This window comes from Thermincola ferriacetica (assembly GCF_001263415.1).
In the GTDB taxonomy this organism is placed as follows: Bacteria; Bacillota; Thermincolia; order Thermincolales; family Thermincolaceae; genus Thermincola; species Thermincola ferriacetica.
The window spans coordinates 37,157-59,459 of the sequence record NZ_LGTE01000019.1 but is presented as its reverse complement, the minus strand read 5'-3'; the positions used below and the strand labels follow the sequence as shown (position 1 = coordinate 59,459).

At 47.1% G+C, this 22,303-nt stretch carries 26 protein-coding genes; 2 read left to right on the top strand and 24 right to left on the bottom strand.

What is annotated here, in order from left to right; genetic code table 11:
* A partial coding sequence (locus Tfer_RS16825) for a hypothetical protein (RefSeq protein WP_207642452.1) occupies positions 1-210 on the top strand: 210 nt, incomplete at its 5' end.
* A 289-nt stretch (positions 211-499) separates the two neighbouring features.
* On the opposite strand, the gene Tfer_RS11775 is transcribed toward Tfer_RS16825, so the two are convergent.
* Positions 500-919 carry a formylmethanofuran dehydrogenase subunit E family protein gene (locus tag Tfer_RS11775; protein WP_052218577.1) on the bottom strand — a complete coding sequence of 140 codons (420 nt, stop codon included), beginning with the start codon at positions 917-919 and terminating at the stop codon, positions 500-502.
* A gap of 240 nt (positions 920-1,159) precedes the next feature.
* Between Tfer_RS11775 and Tfer_RS11770 the strand changes: the two genes are divergently transcribed.
* Entirely contained in the window at positions 1,160-2,611 is a 1,452-nt protein-coding gene (locus Tfer_RS11770) for a methyl-accepting chemotaxis protein (RefSeq protein WP_052218576.1), read from the top strand.
* 34 nt (positions 2,612-2,645) lie between these two features.
* On the opposite strand, the gene Tfer_RS11765 is transcribed toward Tfer_RS11770, so the two are convergent.
* From Tfer_RS11765 to Tfer_RS11655, 23 genes are all read right to left on the bottom strand, one after another.
* Complete coding sequence (locus Tfer_RS11765; RefSeq protein ID WP_013119535.1) at positions 2,646-4,082, bottom strand: NAD(P)/FAD-dependent oxidoreductase; 1,437 nt, start codon at positions 4,080-4,082, stop codon at positions 2,646-2,648.
* A gap of 182 nt (positions 4,083-4,264) precedes the next feature.
* Positions 4,265-4,654, bottom strand: coding sequence for a NifB/NifX family molybdenum-iron cluster-binding protein (locus tag Tfer_RS11760; protein ID WP_052218575.1), 390 nt, complete (start codon positions 4,652-4,654; stop codon positions 4,265-4,267).
* Positions 4,655-4,685: 31 nt separating this feature from the next.
* Positions 4,686-5,531 (bottom strand): Mrp/NBP35 family ATP-binding protein, encoded by an 846-nt coding sequence (locus Tfer_RS11755; protein WP_052218574.1) that lies wholly within the window; start codon positions 5,529-5,531, stop codon positions 4,686-4,688.
* A gap of 252 nt (positions 5,532-5,783) precedes the next feature.
* Positions 5,784-6,563 carry a histidinol-phosphatase HisJ family protein gene (locus Tfer_RS11750; RefSeq protein ID WP_052218573.1) on the bottom strand — a complete coding sequence of 260 codons (780 nt, stop codon included), beginning with the start codon at positions 6,561-6,563 and terminating at the stop codon, positions 5,784-5,786.
* Between the two features lie 495 nt (positions 6,564-7,058).
* Positions 7,059-7,445 carry a pyridoxamine 5'-phosphate oxidase family protein gene (locus Tfer_RS11745; protein ID WP_200901032.1) on the bottom strand — a complete coding sequence of 129 codons (387 nt, stop codon included), beginning with the start codon at positions 7,443-7,445 and terminating at the stop codon, positions 7,059-7,061.
* Between the two features lie 177 nt (positions 7,446-7,622).
* Complete coding sequence (locus Tfer_RS11740; RefSeq protein WP_083436931.1) at positions 7,623-8,318, bottom strand: Crp/Fnr family transcriptional regulator; 696 nt, start codon at positions 8,316-8,318, stop codon at positions 7,623-7,625.
* Positions 8,319-8,482: 164 nt separating this feature from the next.
* Positions 8,483-9,172 carry an LrgB family protein gene (locus tag Tfer_RS11735; protein WP_052218571.1) on the bottom strand — a complete coding sequence of 230 codons (690 nt, stop codon included), beginning with the start codon at positions 9,170-9,172 and terminating at the stop codon, positions 8,483-8,485.
* Entirely contained in the window at positions 9,169-9,633 is a 465-nt protein-coding gene (locus Tfer_RS11730; protein WP_242843590.1) for a CidA/LrgA family protein, read from the bottom strand. The genes Tfer_RS11735 and Tfer_RS11730 overlap by 4 nt, the downstream gene beginning before the upstream one ends.
* Complete coding sequence (locus Tfer_RS11725; RefSeq protein ID WP_013119527.1) at positions 9,608-10,708, bottom strand: glycerol dehydrogenase; 1,101 nt, start codon at positions 10,706-10,708, stop codon at positions 9,608-9,610. The genes Tfer_RS11730 and Tfer_RS11725 overlap by 26 nt, the downstream gene beginning before the upstream one ends.
* A gap of 41 nt (positions 10,709-10,749) precedes the next feature.
* A complete protein-coding gene (locus Tfer_RS11720; protein ID WP_052218570.1) occupies positions 10,750-11,298 on the bottom strand; it encodes a BMC domain-containing protein in 549 nt (182 codons plus the stop codon).
* Positions 11,299-11,311: 13 nt separating this feature from the next.
* Positions 11,312-12,634 carry a 4Fe-4S dicluster domain-containing protein gene (locus Tfer_RS11715; protein WP_052218569.1) on the bottom strand — a complete coding sequence of 441 codons (1,323 nt, stop codon included), beginning with the start codon at positions 12,632-12,634 and terminating at the stop codon, positions 11,312-11,314.
* A gap of 18 nt (positions 12,635-12,652) precedes the next feature.
* Positions 12,653-14,101 (bottom strand): aldehyde dehydrogenase family protein, encoded by a 1,449-nt coding sequence (locus Tfer_RS11710; protein WP_052218568.1) that lies wholly within the window; start codon positions 14,099-14,101, stop codon positions 12,653-12,655.
* Between the two features lie 22 nt (positions 14,102-14,123).
* Complete coding sequence (locus tag Tfer_RS11705; protein WP_052218567.1) at positions 14,124-15,119, bottom strand: cob(I)yrinic acid a,c-diamide adenosyltransferase; 996 nt, start codon at positions 15,117-15,119, stop codon at positions 14,124-14,126.
* Positions 15,116-15,436 (bottom strand): EutN/CcmL family microcompartment protein, encoded by a 321-nt coding sequence (locus Tfer_RS11700; protein WP_013119522.1) that lies wholly within the window; start codon positions 15,434-15,436, stop codon positions 15,116-15,118. The genes Tfer_RS11705 and Tfer_RS11700 overlap by 4 nt, the downstream gene beginning before the upstream one ends.
* Before the next feature lie 20 nt (positions 15,437-15,456).
* Positions 15,457-16,197 (bottom strand): flavoprotein, encoded by a 741-nt coding sequence (locus Tfer_RS11695; protein ID WP_242843593.1) that lies wholly within the window; start codon positions 16,195-16,197, stop codon positions 15,457-15,459.
* A 20-nt stretch (positions 16,198-16,217) separates the two neighbouring features.
* A complete protein-coding gene (gene eutJ, locus Tfer_RS11690) occupies positions 16,218-17,000 on the bottom strand; it encodes an ethanolamine utilization protein EutJ (protein ID WP_242843592.1) in 783 nt (260 codons plus the stop codon).
* A gap of 31 nt (positions 17,001-17,031) precedes the next feature.
* On the bottom strand, positions 17,032-17,733 hold the full coding sequence (locus tag Tfer_RS11685; RefSeq protein WP_152909047.1) for a phosphate propanoyltransferase: 702 nt from the start codon (positions 17,731-17,733) through the stop codon (positions 17,032-17,034).
* Positions 17,734-17,813: 80 nt separating this feature from the next.
* Positions 17,814-18,092 (bottom strand): propanediol utilization microcompartment protein PduA, encoded by a 279-nt coding sequence (gene pduA, locus Tfer_RS11680; RefSeq protein WP_013119518.1) that lies wholly within the window; start codon positions 18,090-18,092, stop codon positions 17,814-17,816.
* Between the two features lie 74 nt (positions 18,093-18,166).
* Positions 18,167-18,790 carry a BMC domain-containing protein gene (locus tag Tfer_RS17150; protein WP_152909046.1) on the bottom strand — a complete coding sequence of 208 codons (624 nt, stop codon included), beginning with the start codon at positions 18,788-18,790 and terminating at the stop codon, positions 18,167-18,169.
* A 15-nt stretch (positions 18,791-18,805) separates the two neighbouring features.
* Positions 18,806-19,201 carry a glycerol dehydratase reactivase beta/small subunit family protein gene (locus Tfer_RS11670; RefSeq protein ID WP_242843591.1) on the bottom strand — a complete coding sequence of 132 codons (396 nt, stop codon included), beginning with the start codon at positions 19,199-19,201 and terminating at the stop codon, positions 18,806-18,808.
* Positions 19,202-19,203: 2 nt separating this feature from the next.
* The gene (locus Tfer_RS11665) at positions 19,204-21,036 is read right to left on the bottom strand and encodes a diol dehydratase reactivase subunit alpha (protein WP_052218564.1); all 1,833 of its coding nucleotides are present in this window, start codon (positions 21,034-21,036) and stop codon (positions 19,204-19,206) included.
* Positions 21,037-21,044: 8 nt separating this feature from the next.
* Positions 21,045-21,602: a diol dehydratase small subunit gene (locus tag Tfer_RS11660; RefSeq protein ID WP_052218563.1), complete on the bottom strand. Its 558-nt coding sequence runs from the start codon at positions 21,600-21,602 to the stop codon at positions 21,045-21,047.
* Between the two features lie 18 nt (positions 21,603-21,620).
* Positions 21,621-22,292: a propanediol/glycerol family dehydratase medium subunit gene (locus Tfer_RS11655; RefSeq protein WP_052218562.1), complete on the bottom strand. Its 672-nt coding sequence runs from the start codon at positions 22,290-22,292 to the stop codon at positions 21,621-21,623.
* Between the last annotated feature and the right edge of the window lie 11 nt (positions 22,293-22,303).

Below are 22,303 nucleotides of genomic sequence, written 5' to 3'. Positions count from 1 at the left end.
CAATTTCAAGCCCTCACTGTCGTAAACACAGGCTTGCCGCCCTCCACTAAGTCGCAACTCATCACTTTAATGTGCAGCGGTTTTTTGATATCCTGCAGAGTAAATGCAGTAGTAAAGCCTCAAAACAGTATTTTCGCCATCTTCGGGCATGCGGGAACTCCCTGCCTGCCCGGCAGCGGGTTTGCGGGCGCAGTCGCTCCCAAACGGTAGGCGGAGAACCTCCCTATCCTGCCGTAGGAGGGGAGAAAGAAAAATAGGAGCCACTGCCCGGTGAAACAAACGTTGCTCCGGGGTTGCAGGCGGAAACGATTTACCACAGAGAGGTCATTACTTGAATGTTTTCTTTGGGTTGCAGAAAATACCCCAGAGAGCTCAGAGAACACAGAGAAAACACCTTTTACCATTAATTCTCCGTGTCCTCTGTGGGCTCTGTGGTTGCGGATTAAACTGGAGCCTCGCTCGGGAAAATATTTAAGTTCCCCAAAGTGCTTAATCACCCCTATTCGCCAGTGCTCCCGTTTTCTTCCGGTATAAAGGGCTGTACTGTAAACAATACGTCGGCAGGCACATTAAGCAACCATAACATGGCCTGCTCCCTGTCCCCCGACACCTGTTTCATTACATTGGCATTAAGGGTAAGGGTAACCCCTTCTTCCTCATCCTTGTTGTAAAAAGACCAGGAGAAACCATTTCCGTTCCGGCAGATAAAACTACCTGCTTCCGAATCGCATTTTAACAGGAAACGCACTGCGTCGTTACCGCAGCTTTCCCTGTCGGCAATAACCAGCATATTTTCGGACAGACCGATAATGTCCACAGCATACTTGCAGGCTTTATAACCAATCAGGACTCCGGGGCAAAGATGGGTGTGGTGCTCGGCCAGCTCCTGTAAATCAGGGGGTAATAGTTTCCAGTCCATATTTCCCTCCTCATTTTTTAAGTAAAAGGATGTACTTTTTACTTCGGCAGTTCCCGTTCCTTTCCTTCCAGGAATTCTTAAAATAGTTCATTTACACTTTTACTATATTTAAAAAAGGAAAATGGAAAACTTTGTCGAATAATGGACATAGATTCTATTATTAATTTTCGGAGGTGAAAACATATTAAAGTCAAAATTGCCTATAAGATTTGCGGGGCCTTTACTATTGTTTTTTGGTCCATGGTGCTCATAGCTGTTTTAGCCTATACTAAGTTTGCAGGAATAGGCGATCAATTAATAGCCGCAAAGGCCGGAAACAGTGATGTAATAAACCGCATAGTGCAAGAAAACCTGCAAGCCCTTGCCTGGCAGTTGGGAATTATAATTGTTGTGGTACTTATTATATCGGTGGGCTTCACAGTTTACCTTATTCGCAATGTAAATAGGCCGGTCAAACTGTTGAAAGATTTAACCAACCGGATTTCTAACGGCGATTTAACCGAAAAGATTAGTAATATTGAAGTCATTAAAACCAACGACGAGCTCGAAGACCTGGGCAATTCTTTGCAACTGATGTATAAACACCTGAAGAAGTTCCTTTACAACATCTTCATGGCTATAGACAATGCGGTAAAAACCAGCGATACTTTAAATAGCAACTCACAGAACAGCTTATCCGCTATTGAACAGGTAACGGCGGCCATTCAACAGATCTCTGTCGGCAGCCAGTCACAAGCTGAAGACATCCACAGAACTTCCGCCATTATCAGCAAACTGAACAAGGCATCGCAAGTTGTTAAAGAAAGCGCTTACCAACAAAATCAAAGTGTAAAAAGAACAGTGGAAACCATCAATAAAATAGCAGAAGCCATTGATAAAGTGGTCTATAATACCAAACTGATTGTGGATGATACCAAAAACAGCTATGCCGCCGCAACTGAAGGAAAAGACCTGGTGGACGAAACTATCGAAGATATAAAAGGTATTAAAACCATGGTAGATAACATAGCTCAAAAAATGAATTCCCTGATCGAACGATCCAACCAGATAGGCGAAATTGTACAAGTCATTGATAATATTGCTGAACAAACCAATCTACTGGCGCTGAACGCAGCTATTGAAGCCGCAAGGGCCGGTGAGCACGGTAAAGGCTTTGCTGTTGTCGCCGACGAAGTAAGAAAACTTGCTGAAAACAGCCGGAAATCAACGGAAGAAATCAGGACCCTGATTGCCGGTATCCAACTCGAAACCGAAGAAGTAAACAAGGAAATGACCAAAGCCACAGCCGACGTTGAAGAAGGCGCTCAAGTAGCTTACCGGGCCGGAACAGCGTTGCGGAATATCATCAAAGCTGTAAACAAGGCAGCGGCCCAGGTAGAAGAAATTAATGCCGCCATGGATAACATGAAGGACCAAAGTAAAGAGATAACCGAGGCCATAAACATTATCGCCGGAATTACAGAGGAAAACAACAAGATTACCGATGAATTGTCTGCCGAAAGCGACACTGCCAATAATTCTATTCTAAACATTTCCAGCATAGCAGAAGAAAATGCAGCCTCAACCCAGCAAATAAGCGCCTCCATAGAGCAGTTTACTATTAATACCAACCAGATTATTTCCGACATTAACAAACTGGACGAATTAATTAAAAACCTGCGTAAAGAATCGGAATTTTTCAGATTACGGTAAATTTAAACCCCTGTCAGTAAGACAGGGGTTAAGTTTACTTTTGCATCTTGTCAATAATATCTCTTGCTATAACCACACCACAAGCGCCGGCCTGAGCCAGGCCGCGGGTAATACCGGCCCCGTCGCCGCCTGCGTATAAACCTTCTATTTCCGTTTCGAAATGATTGGTCAGGTTCGGGCGGGAAGAATAAAACTTAGCTTCCACACCATAAAGCAGGGTATGCTCTGAGGCAATCCCAGGCGTCACTTTATCCAGAGCCTGAATCATTTCTATGATACTTTTCATTGTATTGTATGGCAACACCAGGGCCAGGTTGCCGGGTACGGCCTCTTTTAGGGTTGGTTCCACAAAACCTTCCTTAATTCTTTTCTCTGTTGATCTACGGCCGTTCAGTATATCACCGAATTTCTGAATCAAAACACTGCCATTGGATAAATCATTAGCCAGTCTGGAAATAGACTTGGCATACTCTATGGGCTTATCAAAAGGATAAGAGAATTTGTGGGAAACCAGTAAGGCAAAGTTTGTATTGTTACTGCCTAAATTCTTATCTTTGTAAGCATGGCCGTTAGCCAGCATCACACCGGAATGGTTTTCAATGACCACGTGACCGGACGGGTTGTTACAGAAACTCCGGACTGTTGTGCCAACGGAAGTCCTGTAAATAAACTTACCTTCATATAAATGTTCATTGATTTCTTCCATAATGATGTCCAGGGTTTCCACACGAACCCCTATATCCACCTGGTTATTGACCATTTCCAGGCCGTGCCGTTTCAGAATTTCGGAAAACCATTCCGAGCCGTCCCGCCCGGGCGCAATGACCACTTTGTCGGCATAGAATTTTTCTGCAGATTTTGTAATAACACCCTTAACCCTGTATTTTTCGCCGGTTTTTTCAGTAATTAAATCGGCCACCTCTGTCGCAAATGTCATATCAATGTACCCGTTGAGAAACTCAAAAATACTTTTTAAAATTTCCAGGTTTTGTTCCGTTCCCAAATGCCTTACCTGGGCCCGCAGCAATTTCAGCCCGGCGGCAAGCCCGCGCTTTTCAATGTCTTTTACCGCCGGATTATTGGGGTCTGTGGCCACTGAATTGGCGCCGTGTTTGATATTAATTGCATCAACATATTTAATTAAATTTAATACTTCAGAAGGTGGCAGATAATCAGTCATCCAACCCCCAAATTCGGTGGTAATGTTAAATTTTCCGTCCGAATAAGCGCCGGCGCCGCCAAAACCGTTTGTTATCGAACAGGCGGGTAAGCAGCCGCCGGATTTTTTCTTCTCTGTCGGAGGCGGGCACTTGGTCAGTTTCTTTTGCAGAATCGGACAGGTCCGTTTATAAATGTCCTGGCCCTTATCAATTAATAATACCTTCATATGAGGGGCTTTTAAAGCCAACTCATAACAGGTAAAAATACCGGCCGGACCTGCACCTACTACAATAACGTCATATTTTTTCACAGTACCACCCCTGTTTTTCGACAATTCCCAAACAGATTAATTATGTATCATTTGACGAAATATTTCAATATTAATTATTGGAATGGTTTCCAGTACCTGTTAAACAAATAAAACCGCAGGCTGTTACCTGCGGCCTTGCTGAAAATGACCTGTAATTTTTTCATATGAAAGACTTGTAACTTTTAGTGAGCACAATTGCCAGGGTGATGTTCATGATGATGGTGGTGTTCTCCATGGTGATTGCAGACCGTTCTTCTCGATATAAATTGTCCCCGTGCAAAGGCTTCAGCTACTTCTTTAATTGGACCGGAGGCGCCAAAAAGGACTTTAAAGCCTTGGGATTCAAGGGCTTCCAGGGCGCCTGGCCCAATCCCTCCGACTATTACCACCTCTACCCCCTTATTTTTCAATAAACCGGCCAATCCTTCATGCCTGTGTTGAAGCCCTTCTGCTGAAATTTCCTCAATGTCCACAATTCGGTTCTCGCTGTTAATTTCCACAATGGCAAAACCGGTGCTTCGGCCAAAATGCTGGTTGACCTCGCCGTCGTTATTCGGAATGGCAACCTTCATTAAAAAATCCCTCCAATTAATTTTTTATATATTATTGAACTTCATCTCTATATTTTTTGCTGATTAACCGTGCCACATTAGCAACGGTTTCATTCACGTCTGTTTTTTCCTCAAAGTAGTTTTCAATTTCACCTCGGTCAGAATACGCAGCAAACTCTGGATCCAAAGGTAACTGACCTAATAAGGGTACACCCATCTTCCCCGTTGCTTCCTCAGTATTATCGTGGCCAAATAATTCAATCCGTTTGTCACAGTCCGGACAGTGAACATAAGTATAATTTTCCACCAATCCAATGACAGGAATGTGCATCCGGTCAGCCATGTGAATAGCTTTTTTGACAATCATGGTCACCAAGCTTTGCGGCGTTGTAACAACTATAATTCCGTTTAGGGGCAGTGTCTGCATAACAGTCAAAGGAACGTCACCGGTCCCAGGTGGAAGGTCCACCAACATGTAATCAAGTTCGCCCCACTCAACATCTGTCCAAAACTGTTTCACCACCCCTGAAATAACGGGTCCTCGCCAGATTACAGGTTCATCTTCGTTGGGAAGAAGAAGGTTCAGGGAAATAACTTCGATTCCTGATCTAGTCTTAGCCGGCTGAATGCCCTTTTCTCCATTTTTCAGCCTACCGTGTAAACCAAAAAGCCTGGGTATACTGGGGCCGGTAACGTCAGCATCCATGATACCCACCTTAAAACCCTCATTCCTTAAAGCTACCGCCAGCATAGCCGTAACAGAGCTTTTACCGACACCGCCTTTCCCACTCATAACGGCAATGACGTTGCGGATATTATGTTTGTTTTCAGGCATGCCGGGACAACTTTCTCCACTGCATCCTTCCTTTTGACTACAGGTACTGCAAGCACTGGACATTATAGCGTTCCTCCTTCAGGTTATTACGGGCATATGCCCATTTATTATTATAATCCTATTTCTATTTCTTGTCAAATATTCAAAACCAATATTACCCATTAAATTTTAATAATCATTCCCTGTCAGTGTGCCCGTTATACCTTTTCTGTCCTCCCAGATTGAAGACAAATTGCATAACGCGACAAGGGGAGGTTAAATGATTGTTGCAACATTTAACCTCCCCGAATTTTTTGAAATAACCTTTGTCAACATTTACAAAGAATCAATGGGAATAAAACGGCGCCCTCTAAATATCCCGGGAATCCCCTGAAAATCTTTTATCAGCTTATGTGCATAATCAAAGTCTGCCGCAATATCTCCGCATGAATGGGCGTCGGAACCGGTGGTAACTTTTGTTCCGCCGGCTTCAATATATTGTTTAAGTATTTCCGAATCAGGTGTGCATTCCGTAAAACCCCTTCTTAAAGGCGAAGTGTTTATTTCCAGGACAATTCCCTTATTTACCATTTCCTGCACGATTTCAAGGGTCATTTCTTTTTCTGAATAGGATCCTTTAAAGTATCTTTTAGGCAGGTCGAAATGGGCCAGTACATCAAACCCGCCAAATTTTACGGCTTTAAGTACTTCTCTGTAGTATTCACGAAATATCTGCTGCTTGGAATAGTTTCCTGATATAACTTTATCTCCGACATAAGTTTCACCCAGATAGTGTATGCCAACCATTACAATATCAAAATCTTTTTTTAAAACATCTTCAAATTCCCTGGGATATAAATGGGGTTCGGCAAACTCTATCCCTTTGAGAACCTGGATTTTGTCCCCGAACTCTTCCCGCATGCGTTCTATAGTCTCAGAATACTTCGCGTAATTGAAATATTTATACCCATTATCACTCGGGTTGTTATCAATGTGATCAGTAAAACAAATATAGCTTAGTCCTTTACTGATAGCCGCCCGGCACATATCTGCCATATGGTCTTTTCCATCTGCCGAGAAATTGGTATGGGTATGTAAATCTGCAAGAACATTCAACTGGCTCGCCTCCAACTGTTACAACAACGATAATCCTAACTTATTATGTTATAACATGTTTTGAAGCGTTTAGCAATGAACAAGCTTGCGAAGCAATCCCATTTTTTTGCGAACTAGCGCTATTTTTCTTGCTATTTGGTTTATCACCCGTTGTTTCGGTTCATTAATTTATCCGTTTGCTTTTTCGTCTACTTATTCAACAGGCGGAACTGCAAAAACACGTTCCGCCCGAAGATCTGGCACCGGTAATCAATCGGCGTTGGCGCCCTGGTTTCTTCCCTGATAGACCGCCACATCAACCAGAACGAACTATTGGAGGCCCTGAAAAAACACCCTTCGGTCAAACCCCTGGTCGAGAGAACTGAGCCTAAAGAATATATGGCCCATCTAATTCCGGAAGGCGGCTACAAAGGTATGCCAAAAATAGTGGATCATGGCCTGGGTGGTAGTCGGAGATGCGGCGATACCGGTCAATGTAAGCCGTCATTTACCCCATTAACTGGCTGCAGGCGCAGGGTAAATCTCAGTTACTTTTATTTTTACCACATATGTAGGTTTTGGAAGATTTAAATTTAACCCTTCCACCGCAGAACAAACCTTATCGTAGAGTTCACCCTGATCCAGGAGTTCAGCTTCCCCTTTAAACTGGTACCCGACCATTTTCTTGTGGTCTGCCACGACGATACATATTTTATTATTTTCCTGTAAGTTTTTTCTGGTTTTGGCTGAAAAAATGTCAGCAAAAACTAAATTTTCGTCGTCCAGAACCTGAATCGTTCCTTTGAATGATGCATTAGGCATCCCGTTGCTGTCAGCCGTGGCAGCAACACATAATTTAACGTCCTCAATAAATTTTTTCATTTCAGCCGTTAACTTACCCACGTCAAGCACCTCCAAGACTTTTCTCTATTTAACTAATTAACTCTGCCTGATATTAAACCCAATACTACTTTTATCACCTCCTCCTTTACATATTAACCCTTTAACACTATCATCGCTGTAAATTCCTTAACATTTAAAAAAAAACCTCCAAAAGGAGGTTAACACTAATTAAGCCAACTATTGTTTTTCAGAAAAAACGGCATTTTTAAGACAAAAATCTGTTTTTATTGTATAATATTTACCATGTTTGCTGACAATTCCCGCGTCCCTTAACCCTGATAAAACCTGGGACACCTTGACGCGGGAAGCTCCAATTAAGTTGCCCATTTCCTGCTGCGTTATATTTAACTCAATTATTGTCATATCGGATGCCACTTTCCCATATTCGTTGGCCAGCCGAATTAACAACCTTAGCAGCTTTTCTTTAACAGATACCCCTGAAGTCTCACTAACTTGCTGCATAATTGTATTCAATTTGCGAGCCAAGTGACTTATTATCTTTACGGCAAAACCAGGATTGCGTTGAATGACCATTTCCAAATCCTGTCTACTAAAACCGCACAATCGTGCATTTTCTAAAGCAACTGCGCTAAAATGCAACTCGTGATCCTGAAATAAAGCTGTTTCCCCCAGCACTTCCCCAGGACCGACGATAGAAATAATTATTTCCCTTCCATCCTCTGTATTTTGAATAAGTTTAAATTTCCCAGATTTTATTAAATAGACAGTACGGTGGTCTTCTCCTTGCCTGAACAAGAACTGCCCTTTAGCAACTGACCTGTTTATCACCCCCGGGCAAATACTGTAAAAATCGGTGTCACTTAGCCCTTGAAATAGCGGTAATTCCCTTAAACAAAGGAGATGACGAGGCATATACTCACCAACCGTTCCTGCAATTTATTAATCTTTACTTCAAACTGCAAGAAAAACATGTTAAGTAAAGTATAACAAAAGGAGTAAAGGCTATCAACCCGGGGCAAAACGGTTTAACCGGACATAAGCTTTAATTAACCGATAATGGGGCCAACAGATAATTTTTAAAGTATCTTTAGTAAAAAAGGAACTAAAATTACTGTAATAAACCCCGCCAAACCTATGGCCAGGCCGCTCATAGCCCCCTGGACCGGCCCAAGTTCAATGGCCTTTGTGGTTCCAATTGCATGAGCAGAAGTACCCATAGCTATCCCCACGGCAACTTCATCCCTGATACCAAATAACTTACAAATCAACGGCCCTATAACAGCGCCTATCATACCGGTAACTATTATCGCCCCCGCCGTGACGGAAGGAATGCCGCCGATTTGCTTGGCGACTTCAATACCAATAGGGGTAGTTATCGATTTGGGCAGCAAGGAAACAGCTAAATCTCCTGTAATGCCGAATAACTTAGTCAAAAAAAATACGCTTGTTATACTGACGACGCTGCCGACAGTTATGCCCACAATTATGGGAATAAAGTGATCCTTCAGGAGGGATAATTGCTGATACAGCGGAACGGCTAAAATAACGGTAGTGGGACCTAGAAAATATGAGATAAAACGACCTCCCTTATTATAAGTTGCAAAAGAAATATGGAATATCGAAAGGAAAACCGTAATGATAATTACACTAACCAGCAATGGATTGCAAAGAGCAATCCTGAATCTCCGGTATATAATCAGGGCGCATTGAAAGGCCAATACTGAAATGCCAATACCAAATAACGGTGAATTTAACAGTGCAGTCATTTATTTAGTTTCCTCCCTAATAACTGGACAGTAAGACCTGTGGAGACCATAGTAACGACGGTAGAAAACAAACATATAATTACAATTGCCAGCCATTTGCCATGCAGCAAATCCATTAAAGTTATCAGGCCGACAGTGACCGGAATGAAAAAAAAGCTTAAGTTATCCAACATTAACTTACTTACTCGGTCTACCATTTCCACTTTAATGACTCCCGCACCAAGGCAGGCCAGGAGAATGGCCATTCCCAGCACATTCCCCGGTATGGGAAGAGAAAGCAACTTGCTAACTGTATCTCCGATATAAGAAATAATTAAAATAATGGCAATCTGGCTCAATAGTTTCAATTTAAACCAACCCTTTGTTTTTTTAGAAAGAAGCTTCCGGGCAAACCCGGAAGCTTCAGTAATGTATGCAACAATATTTTCAGTAAGATTATTCAGCCAGAAAAGCTTCGCCAATGGCATCGGCCGCTAAAATGGCGTTGTATACCAAATCAGGAGTTACGGGGAACGGCATGTTATAGATTGTTTCCCCCTCTGCACAGGACATTTCAGCAACTTTCCTGATTTTCTCGGGAGTAACTTCCGTTACACCAATTTGTCTTAATGTTACAGGCAGTCCCACAGAAACGCAGAACTCCAGAACCTCATGCAATTCCTCATTGCTGCGGTTTTCCATAATCATTTGCACCAGGGTTCCAAAAGCAACCTTCTCACCATGGAAATAATGATGAGTTTCTTCCAGCGCGGTAAGGCCGTTGTGTACGGCGTGGGCTGCGGCCAGGCCGCCGCTTTCAAAACCAAGGCCGCTTAACAGGGTATTGGCCTCGACCACTTTTTCAACATCTTCAGTAGCCACACCCTTTTCTACTGCCAACTTGGCCCTGTAACCATAATCAATTAACAACTGGTAGCATAACCTGGCCAGGGCAAGGGCCGACTGGGTAGCAGCACCACCGGGCATATTTTTGGCCGCAGCCTTGGCACAGGCGTCAGCTTCAAACCAGGTAGCCAGGGCATCACCCATTCCGGCAACCAGGAGGCGTACAGGCGCCTTAGCCACTATGCCGGTATCAACCAGTACCAAATTGGGGTTAGCGGGTAAAATCAGGTAACTCTCAAATATCCCCTCGGGAGTATAAATTACCGACAGAGCGCTGCAGGGAGCGTCAGTGGAGGCAATGGTCGGGACGATCACCACAGGGAGGTTCATGTAGTAAGCCACTGCCTTGGCAGTGTCGAGGGTTTTTCCTCCACCGATGCCAATTATTACATCTGCTTTTACCTCTTCACCAATGGCCTTTAGGCGGTTGATTTCCTGCATTGAGCACTCGCCGCCGAACTCTTCGAACTTAAAATTGATCCCATTGTCCTGCAGGCTTTTCTGGACATCTTCCCTAGTGAGGGGCAGGGCAATCTTGTCCCCTATAACCAGAGCAAATTTACCAAGGCTTTTCACTTGTTCACCGATCTGCCTGATAGCACCCTCACCCTGTACATAACGACCTGGAGAAATCATGATTTTCTGAGCCATTTGAATTACCTCCTTAACTTTTTGAATTTGATAAAATGAATTTAATTTAATGCGGCGAGCAGATCTTTATGCGGCGCCGCAATAAATTCCGCTCCGGCATAAAACCCGTCCTCCCGCAGCTTTTGCACCGCTGCATTGATACTTGACTTTATAGCGCTTACTTCTCCGCTCAGGAGAAAAAAACTCTTGCCTCCCAGCCCCCGGGCCAGCCTCACTTCCAGCAAATCCACACTGGCTGCTTTGGCGGCAACGTCAGCGGCGGTAATGGCTGAAGCGACCGAATAAGTCTCCACAATGCCAAGGGACCGAATCTTCTCAATGGCGTTGGTTCCCGATAAGGCGGGGAAAACTGACCTGTGTACATTGGGCAAAATCAGGGTATCTATCACCTGGTCAGCGGCACGGGCCATCCCTGCTTTTATAGAGCTCTGTACAGCTCCCACATCTCCTGCCACCAGGGCTATAAACTTACCCGGACAGACAGGCATGGCCTGCAGTAATTTAACGTCAGCCGCCTTTACCATCTCATCGGCGGCAGTAATACCCCGGGCAATGCTCTTCATTTCCAGTAAACCTATTGCCGCTTTCATTGTTCCACCTCCTTTAGTTCTCTATTACAATTTCTTTTTCTGTGACCATGGCTACCCGGCCATTTATACTTGCATGAAGGGGAACACTCAAAGCGCCTTCCGGGGCTTCAGCTATCAGGTCTCCGCATTTGACCGAATCACCGGGCCTTACTACCGGTTTGGCGGGAGCGCCAATATGCTGTGACAGCGGAAGGGTCACCCTATTTGTACTGAAGCTTTTCGGGCTAAGAGGAGCCGGCAGGTTATAGGATTCCAAATTTAACCTTATTATCAGCCTTTTTACAGGAATTTTCTTCATTTCCCGGTCAGCATTAGCCTGCAGTGTGGCGTTACTGTAAGGATTCTTAAGTCCTGCCGCCTGCAACTGCTTCTTCAGTTCCGCGTTTATTCGGTTAGGCGCCAGGCCCATATCACAACCGTAAATCTCACAGGCCCCGCACTGGCAGCAAAGGAATGCCATGGCCAAATCACCGGCCAGACCACCGATACCCTGTCCCACGGCCCGCATGACCCGGTGGGGTTTCATCCTGTGGCCTAAGAGGTATCTGGGGCAAATTTCCGTGCATTTGTTGCACTGGCAGCAAACGGACCTGGCCCGGTTTAGAGTATGGGTCATGGTTATTTCTTTTCTGGCAAGTAGTGAGTGGTTTTCCGGCAGTACAATCAAACCTTTGGTGATTTTTGTCACCGGTTTGTCTGGGTTCTCCAGGACGGTGCCCATCATAGGACCGCCCTCAATCACCTTGTACTTTTCCGGCACAGGATTAGCTGTTTCAACTAATTCCCGTACACTGATACCAACAGGCACCTTCACCGTCAGGGGCTTCTCCACGGCGCCTGTAACAGTAACATATTTCTCCGTTACAGGTTTGCCGGCCAAAGCATGTCCGACATTTAACAAGGTTTCCACATTGGTAACAACTGCTCCCACGTGCACTGGAATGCCACCCTCAGGTACTATCCTCCCCGTAGCTTCATAGAGCAAAACCTGCTCGTCTCCTGCCGGGTAAAAATCCCCTAACAGCTTTAATTCAATTTTGCCGGAACCTTTAATGGCTTTTTCGAGGGCCTCGACCGCTGCCGTGTACTTGGCTTTGAGAGCAAATATACCTTTGGAAGCTCCTGTTATCTCCAAAACCTTTAACAGGCTGTCCGTCAGGAAACGGGCCTCTTTTTCCATTAACTGCTGGTCAACCCGCAGTAAAGGCTCACACTCAGCGCCGTTGACGACAACTACATCTACTTTCGCATCCAGTTTCTTATAAGCCGGGAACCCGGCGCCACCTGCTCCCACTACTCCGGCTTTCTGAATCGCCGCAATGGCTTCTTTAGACATCTCACTTCACCTGCCCATCTAAACAATGGAGAAACCGTCAACTAATACACAGCGGCGCTGCCTGGTAAAGCTGCTGGCGGCGGTAAGTCCTTCGCCTGTAGGGCCTGCAATGGTGAAGGTGGTATACCCTTCACCGCCTATACCGATACCGGCATAGGATGGCCCGTTTTTCACAAAAATTGTGGTTTGTATTGCCCTGGCGAAAGCGCTCAGGTTATCAATATTTTGCGAATGCATTACCGCTGTATGGCGGTTGCCGTGCTCAACCCGAACACCGACTTCTATGGCCTTTTGCACGTTAGGCACCCGCACAATCGGGAGAATAGGCATCATCAGTTCTTCCAGGACAAAGGGGTGGTCTTCATCCACTTCACAAATAATTAATTTGGTGTCTTCGGGAATATCAACTCCAATTTTCTTCATGATGTAAGCGGCGTCTTTCCCGACATATTCTTTGTTAATACCTCCATAAAGCTTTTCCGGCTTTACAGTGCATCCTTCTGCCTTTAGGTTCTCGTTCTTAGTCAGTACCAAATCCATCAAGGCTTTAATTTCCCTGTCATTAGCCAGGTATGCACCGTTCTGTTTCATGTAGGAGATCAACTGGTTGGCCACATAGTCCACCACAATTACTTCTTTTTCAGCTATACAAGGCAAATTATTATCAAACGAAGCACCGGCTACAATGCTTTTGGCTGCCCTCTCCAGGTCGGCTGTCTCGTCTACCAGCGCCGGCGGGTTGCCTGCTCCTGCCCCAATGGCCTTTTTACCTGATGATAAGACCGCCTTCACCAGCCCCGGACCGCCGGTAGCCACAAGAAGTTTGATATCCGGATGTTTCATCAAAGCATTTGTGTTTTCAAGGGACGGACTGGCAACTGCTGTCAGAACATTAGCCGGCCCACCCGCCTTTTCAATAGCTTCGTTAAGAATCTCTACTGTTAAAAGCGAAGCCTTTTTGGCCCCCGGATGAACACTGAAAACAACAGAATTACCGGCAGCTACCATGCTGATACTGTTGTTTATAACTGTTGCACAAGGGTTAGTGGAAGGAGTGATGGCCCCAATAACACCGTAGGGAGCCCTTTCGATGAGGGTCAATCCCCTGTCACCGGTGACGGCGCTTGGCTGCAGGTTTTCTGTACCGGGTGTTTTCTCTGCAGCAACACGGTTTTTAATAATCTTATCCGTTACTCTCCCCATCCCCGTTTCTTCAACTGCCAGCCGGGCCAGTTCTTCGGCATGGGCTATAGCGGCTTCCCGCATTGCCTTTAAAAGCATTTCCCGTTTTTCAATCCGCATAGCGACCAGTTCTTTTTGGGCCGCTTTAGCTGCTTTTACAGCCTCGTCAACGGACTCAAAAATTCCCTTGGCTTTGCCGGCAAAGCTGTCCCCGGAACCTCCGGAAACCATCTTTTTCATAACTTCCTCAACAATCTTTTCTATTTGATACGCTTCAATGGCCATGTATTATTTCACCTCTCAGTCGTTAATTTAAAGCCTTGATGCCTGCCTCGGCCACCTGCTTGTCCTGTTCGACGCTCCCGCCGCTCACACCGATGGCCCCAACCAGAGAACCATCCAGATAAATGGGGTATCCACCGCCAAAGGTGACTATGCGGCCCCTATTAGTAACTTCAATGCCGTACAGTTCCTGGCCCGGTTGAGCAATCTCCGCCAGTTGATGGGTAGGCATCTTAAGGGCAAGCGCTGTATAAGCCTTGTTAATTGCTATGTCCACACTGGCCAACAAAGCTTCATCCATGCGTTGAAAGCTTTTTAGGTTCCCGCCGTCGTCTACTACAGCAATGACCATTGGTATACCTATTTTTTCAGCCTCTTCCTGCGCCTTCGCTATCACTTTTTGGGCCTGTTCCAAAGTCAGTTTCATTTCCTCCCCCCCTTTGCCGGTGTTTGGTAAAGGGCTGTACCTTTCCAGCTCGCGAAGTACTAACCTGGTTACGAGTTCTTTTGTTTCCCGCCGGCCAACAACCCTGGCCATTATAAATAACAGGTCTGAAAGTCGGTTTATATATGCTAACAAATTGGCATTTATCTGGTCCTTAACGGCAAGACCGGTTAAGAGCCTCTCCATCCGCCTTACCACGGTTCGGCTTATATCAAGGAAGGAAGCCGCCAGACTTTCTCCCGGCGTTACAAAACCTCTGACCCCGCCACATTCTTTGGTAAATTGGTCAATCAATGTTTCCAGACGCTCTACATGTTCATAATGGATTCTGGCAGGAAGCTGCATGGCAGAATCAGGAGTGGCCAGCTCAGCGCTTACCACAAACAGCTCCTGCTGTATTTGATGAATTATTTTTTTTATGTCCTCGTATTTAATAAGCGATTTTGCCGCGCCCAGAAAAGAATTGGCTTCATCCACCGTGCCATAAGTATCCACCCGCCGGTTGCACTTGCTAACCTTGTCCCCATTGTATAAGGTTGTTTCTCCTCCGTCTCCTTTTTTGGTATAAATTTTCATAATTGCTTTTCACCATCCAAAAGAGACAGTTTTTCCGGCTGCAGCAAATCACCGCAAGTCTCTACTTCATCAATTATGCCGACAATAGCGCAATCAATAGGGGCATTTTCTTCTGTCACAGCGCGCCTGGCAGTACTTCCGTCAACGCAAAGAACCATTTCCCCAATACCGGCACCAACAGAATCCACAGCCACCAGTGGGTACTCTACTTTTTGAGGATAGAGCGCTACCGGCACAACCAGAAGCAGTTTACATCCGGTGAGCCGAGGGTCTTTACTGGTGGAAACCACCGTTCCGACAACTTTTGCTAGATACATCACCGCACCTCTTTCTATCATCACTCATAGCAGATCTCGATGCCTGCCTCGGCTGCCGTTTCTTTAGCTAACGGGGTAACCACGGTATTTTTCGCAACAATTATTTTATAGTTTTCGGCGGCAGCAGCCTGTACTTTTGCCGAAGTCAGCACGCCTTCAACTCTAAACCTTCGTGAATTGTTAATGGGATCACAACCGAGGGCCTGCATGACACCTGGTAGAAGGTAATCTGCCTCCACCAGTTTGACACCAAACCGGGCCAGCGATTTCAGATTTTCCCGGAGCCTGGCTTTATGTTCAGGTTTACCGCCGGCGAGCCCTAATCTTTGCAGTTCAGGAGAATCTGGATCAGCCGAATTGGTGACGGCTATTACGGGTTTTCCCATCATCAAAGCCCATCCGGCCAGACAGGTAACCTCCGTGTCCTGAATCCCGCCGGCCAGCTTGGCGGCTGTATTGACAGTCAGGGTTGGCAGCATCACCAGAGACGATTTTTTTACTGCGGCAAGTAATTCGTTTTTTTCAAGATTTTCGGTTACCCCGAAAATCCTGCTTAATTCCTGGGGGTCAAAAATCCGGCTGGCCGCCTCTGACAAGACCGGCCTTAAAACAATCCCGCGGTTTTTCATTTCCTCCAGTTTAAATTTAACCCTGGGCCATATGGCTCTGCCCCCCGTTAACAGGACCAGCACTTCCTGCTGAGCAGGGCAGTTTAATTGTTTCAATACTTCGGAGGTAATTAATTTTACTAACTCTCGCATTTCCACTGCCGCCACCTCCCTTATGCACAGTGCATGGCGATACCCAGCGGAGTTACCAGCAAGGGGTTGTAAGGCTTGACTGTCGGTAAGCCGGTGTACCGTGAAATTACTTTTTCAATGCCCTCCAAACAGGCCGTCCCGCCTACCAGAAAAATGGGCCCGGCATCTCTTCCGGCAATATGGGTATTGATTATATCAGCTACTTTTTCTATAACGGGAATTACCAGAGGAAATACCTGGTCGTACTTGTCAGGATCTCTCTTCAGCCGTTCAGCTTCTTCAAAACCTATATTGTAAGCGCCGGCCAGGACCAGGCTGAAATGAGTGCCGCCCGTCGGTTCATCAGCCACATAAATAACATGGCCGTCCCGCAGAATGGAAATTCCCGTCGTCCCTCCACCGATATCCACGACGGCGCCATCTTTTATGCCCAGGACAGTTGCAGCAGCCGTAGGTTCATCAACAACATTGGTCACCTCGAGGCCGACAGCCTGGACCACATTGACGATAGCCCTGGTATCTTCCGCCCTGGTTCCCGGCGGAATGGCCACAGCAGCTTCTTCCAGGCTCCTACTGAGTTTTTCTTCCACCTGCTGTACCAGCTTCCTGACAATGTTGATGGCGCCTATGAAGTCAACTACCAGTCCGTCTTTAACCACCCTGGCTTCCTGCAAGGCCCCTGCAACGGGTTGTTTATTTTCATCCAGCACGGTAACGACGATATTGGCGGTACCCAAATCAATTCCGGTATAAAGCTTGCCCTTACAGTCCGGTCTTTCCGGGCAGAAAATTTTTTGTTCCATCCGGGCAATCAATTCATTGGGCTTTTCAAAATCAATCATCATCATCAGTTCCTCTGCTTGGTCCGATAATCCTGACCCTGTCCTGGTTGTTTAACCCGGCCGCATTGCCTTCTTCCACGTCAATATGCATCTCCAATTCGAAGTCTTTGTGGACACGCACCAGAACGTTCTTAAAAATAACCCCCCTGAGGCCGGGCACTTCCACATCGACCCTGGACCCGTCCTGAACGCCAAAACGCTCTGCGTCGCCGGGACTCATGTGAATATGCCGCCTGGCTATAATTACACCGTTCTCCAGGGTAACAGCTCCCCGGGGCCCTATTATAATCAGCCCCGGCGTACCTTCCAGGTCACCTGAATCCCGCACGGGCGGATTGACCCCAAGTTTGAAACCGTCGGCCCGGGAAATCTCAACCTGGGTTTTCTTGCGCACAGGCCCCAGCACCCTGACTTTTTCAATAATACCTTTGGGGCCGGCCAGAGTAACTGTCTCTCTTGCCGCATACTGCCCCGGCTGCAATTCCTTTAACACTGACAGTTCATACCCGGGTCCGAACAACAGATCGACATCCTGGCTGGCCAGGTGAACATGCCGGTTGGAGATTCCTATCGGCACCAGACCTTCCTCGTGGCTGCCCTCCTCCGGGCCGGCGGGGTTGTAGTTGAATCCCTGCAATTTTTTGGTCAGTTCTTCTAAAACCTGCTGTACCAGTTGGTTTTCATCTGTTATCATAGCACCACCTGCAAATTACCGGTCCGTGACAGGCGCCTGCCAACGGCGCCTGTCAGGGACCTTATTGAATTTTTTCGTCTTTAGCCAATCTTGGGTAAAATCTTTTCTACGTCGGTATGAGGTCTTGGAATTACGTGCACCGATACCAGTTCGCCAACTTTTGCCGCAGCAGCTGCTCCGGCATCTGTTGCTGCCTTGGTAGCGCCTACGTCGCCCCTGACCATCACAGTAACCAGACCTGAACCTATTTTTTCATAACCGATAAGTGTCACATTAGCGGCTTTCACCATGGCGTCAGCAGCCTCAATGGCGCCAACCAGCCCTTTTGTTTCAACCATTCCCAGAGCTTCGCCTTTCATTTAAAACCCTCCTTAAGCAGTTTTTTTGATTTAAGTCCTTGTTAATTTGCGTATTGGGTCAGAGATGTCAACCTTTAACCCTTTTTATTTTTCTTCTTGGCGCCCCTGTTTTTGGGCCCATCGTCGGGTTCATCCCGACCGCCCGTTTCCTCGCCCGTACCGGTCTTATCAGGAATACTGGCCCTTGTTGTCTCCGTAGTTTTTACACCCTTTTCGCCGGGACCTCCGGGCGCAGTTGTTGCATTCGTCCCTGAATCGTTTTCCTCACTCCCGGTTGGGTTAGCATTGGCTTTTATTGCATTGCCTTCCACATTACCCGTTTGCCTCACTTCAGGTTCTCTTGCTCCTGTTTCTCTTTTTATTGGGTCTTTTGTTTCTGTATCTACTGTTTCAGATTCTGCTGTTGCTTCCCGGAGCGCTCCCTCTGCCAGCACCATTTTTCCGGTATCTCCGGCAGGCCGCGGTATTACATGGACCGAACGGACGTCGTGCACCCGCCGGGCTTCCGCTGCTCCGGCTTCAACAGCCGCTTTTACAGCAGCAACGTCCCCCTCAAGTTTTACGGTTACCAGGCCGCCACCCTTGGTCAGTTCATATCCCAGCAGCCTTATGTTGGCGGCCTTGGCAGCAGCGTCCGCCGCAGCAATTGCTGCCGGCATTCCCACAGCCTCAATTAGTCCGAGGGCTTGTCTGATCATAACTACCCTCCTTCATTACTGTTTATGGCCTAACCCGGCCAGATCTTTAAAAGGTATTTTTTTCACCAATCGTGCCGCATTTGTGCCCACTAACCTGGCCACTTTTTCAGAAGCCCAATCCGCCGATAACAGGAACAGGGGCTCCGAATTTTCACCACGGTTAAAATAAACAGCTATGGAACAGGCAGGGTCTATCCCTATTCCTACTCCCAGTTTGGATTGGCGGGCTCCCCGCAAAGCCAGTTCTGCGGCGCTTAAGGTACCGTCTTCCTCTCCTTCCAGCCACGGCACTGATTCCTCTTCCATACCGGCTTTTATGGCAGAAACCAATTTCGAAAATTTCCTGTCCGCGTCCAACCCACGCGGGCGCAGTAAACTTATAACAGGCCGGCGTTCCAGTTCCTGCTCCATATTCAATTTATGCCACCTGCCTCTTCATAGGAGAGCACCAAGCCGGTGGCAACCGCGTTCCGCGGTCCTGCCTGCCCCCTGATATTACCGCGGCCCGCCACTACTCCGTATTCAGCCAAACGGTCGGAGATAAATCCCGGAATTTCGAAGTCCAGCGCTGAACCGCCAACCATAACCACAAATTCCACATTACGGATATTTCCGTGGGGCGCCACCCGCTGTAATGCCCTGACTGCATTGGTCACAAACACCTTTTTCTTGGCTTCCTGACGGATCAGTTTTATCTTTTCTAGGGAATCCTTGACCGGAATAGGCTCCATAACTCCCTTTTCTTTTAAGATTACTACCCTGGCAAAAAGCCTGGGGTCGAGGGCCTTGTCAAAAAACTGTACGCTCCCGTCTTCTGTCCGGATATGATACAAGGACTCGACCTTAGCTAAGGGATACCGCTTGATTTCCTCCGCCAGCCCGGGATTGTCCAGGCCAAGTTCGGAATTAATCAGCAGAGTGACCATATCTCCGGCGCCGGCCAGATGCACAGAATTGATGTGGCCTTCTCTGTCGATGATAGCTGCATCGGTAGAACCGCCCCCCATATCGAGAATGGCCAGGGGCCTGTCCGAACCCGGAGTGGTCAGGGCGCCACGTACAGCCATCTCTGCCTCCACGCCGGCAATTTCCACTTTAATACCTAATTCCCCGGCCAGTTTTTCGGCGATTTCCTGCATCTGCAGTTTGTTGGTTTTCACCATGGCTGCCAGTCCCACGGCATTTTCCAGAGAAAACTCGCCTGCCAGAGCACCCTGGACTTTCTGAGGTATAAAGGTATCTACGGCCAAAATATCCTGAATCTTCATGTTGTGCACCGGTTGGTTGGTTAGGTCGCTCATTACATGCCTGATACGTTCGATCATACCGCCGACATTGGTTCCGGGCTCTCCCCTGACATCTTCCAGTTTGCCGGCACTCTCAATTACTTCCTGGACTTTTTCCGCACCCGCCTGGATATCCACTTCAAATCTCTGTCGTGCACCCAGAATAGATAGTTTGCCGGCAGGAATGCGCCTCGTTTTCACATCACCCCGCGGGGTTCTGATAACCACTGCTGAACGGTTACCGATCAGCGCCCTGGCTACCGGTACAATCAGCTTGGTTTCTTCGGGCGTTAACTTAAATACAGTAGCTATCCCATAAGGGTCGGCCAGGACCTTGATTGTTTCCCCCGGCGCCGTAACTTCCACGGCCGCCTCCATATTTAAAGGGATGCGGTCAATGTATTCCACTTCATCTATGACAGGGATGATTTTATTCAGCCGGTTAGCAACCAAAACCCCGTCATCATTTTTCAGGATAGCCCCCTGTACATCCACGCCCCGCGCAACGGCCCTATTCAACTGCTCAGCCACAGTACGGAAATCCACATCCTGGTCAGCCACCACAATTACTTGTTTACCGGGCGGGCATCCGTCCAGGTTACTTAACCTTACAGTTGTCCCAATCCCTAAGCCTGCTCCACCGGGAGTGGCGGGATTATGGCCAATCATGGTAGACTCTGTAATAACAGTTTCGGTGATAGTTTCCATGGCCACATCGCCAATGACCGGCGTAGCTTCGTTGAGCCTTATTAAATCAATGTCATTTAAGCTGATACCAATAGAAGCCGTTGTTTCCTTAAGAACTTTAATAATACCTACCACGTTATCAACGGTACCCTTAATCCCGGTAGTCTTTGTTAACCCGCCGCCCAAAAACCTAAAGCCGTTAAAATACTCCGCTATGGCCACTTCGGTAGTTGAGTTGCCCACATCAACTCCGGCAATTATTTTAGCGCCCATTTTCCATGCTACTTCCGCAAGCGGTTCCTTTTTTCGTATACTTCTGCAGCCTGACGGACCATAGCGGCGTTAATTTTAGCCTGGTAACGGTTCTCCAGTTCATCTGCAATGGCCAGGAGTTCTTCTTTCGTTGAACGGTACGGTCTCAAGGCATTATATATTTCAAGGACCCTTTGGTCCGGAATTTTTGTAAGCTCCGCAGCTCTCCTGAGGTTTTGGGCAAACTGGGGCCTGTTTACCTTTTCCGCAATGCGCGCCTGCAGCAGCAGGGTTTCCGGCGTAATCCTCAAGTCGTCCGATTTAATTTCACCTTCAACTACTTTGGCTAAGGTTATGTCGGTAAGCCTGTTTCCGGCAGGCGTTTTAATCAGTTCAGGCCGCTTGGTTCCCAGGGGATAGTCCTGCAAGCCGACTTCCTGACAACTGTCGGAACTGCCTGTCACTGAAGTCGGGCAATTGTCTTTTTCTCCGTTTCCTACTTCACCAATGCCCGTTTCCTTGGCTAAAAATGTCTTTACCACTTCACGAACCAGTGTTTCGAGATCTTTCCTATTAAAGTCAGACATTTATCCCACCCCTTTCCGTTATATACTGAATTCCAACTCTTCAGGCTGGCTGTCCGGCTGGATAAACTCCGTTTCCTTGATGTGCAGAAGGGCTGCCTTCGCCTGATATTTGGGCCTGGCCATCTGGTCGTTCAAAGTGGGCACAGGGTCCGGAGATTCTCCCTTGACATATTTTGCTGCGTTCTTACCGATTTTTCGGAAGGTTTCAGGGGTAAGAAGCGGCGCCTGGGGGAATAGTTCCAGGTTGTTCAACGGAAGTAAATCTCTCTGATGAATGATTGTGGTGCCCCGGGACTGGATGCCGATACCTATCCCCGAACCGCTCAGCTTGGCGGCCGTAAGGCCGATGTAAGCCAGGTCGCTGGTATGTTTCACGCGGACAACCCGGGCAGATACTCCCTCTTCCTCTATCCCGGCAATAACTTCCCGTAAAACTGTAGCATGAGGAATATCTACTATGGTCTTATGCTGGCCCAGCCCGAAGGCAGGTCCCACGCCGATTACAACCTCATCCGCCTTAACCCCTTGCCGGGCCGGCCCTTTTACTTTCAGCAACGCGGCACCTGTGTCAGCCTCTCCCTTACCTGTCAGTTCCTCTTTCTTATTCTCCACCTGTTGTAAAGCATTTTGACTAATTTCCGCTACAACCTGAGTAATCAATTCTTTTAAATAATTTTCGTTTAGATGCACTAATGACACCC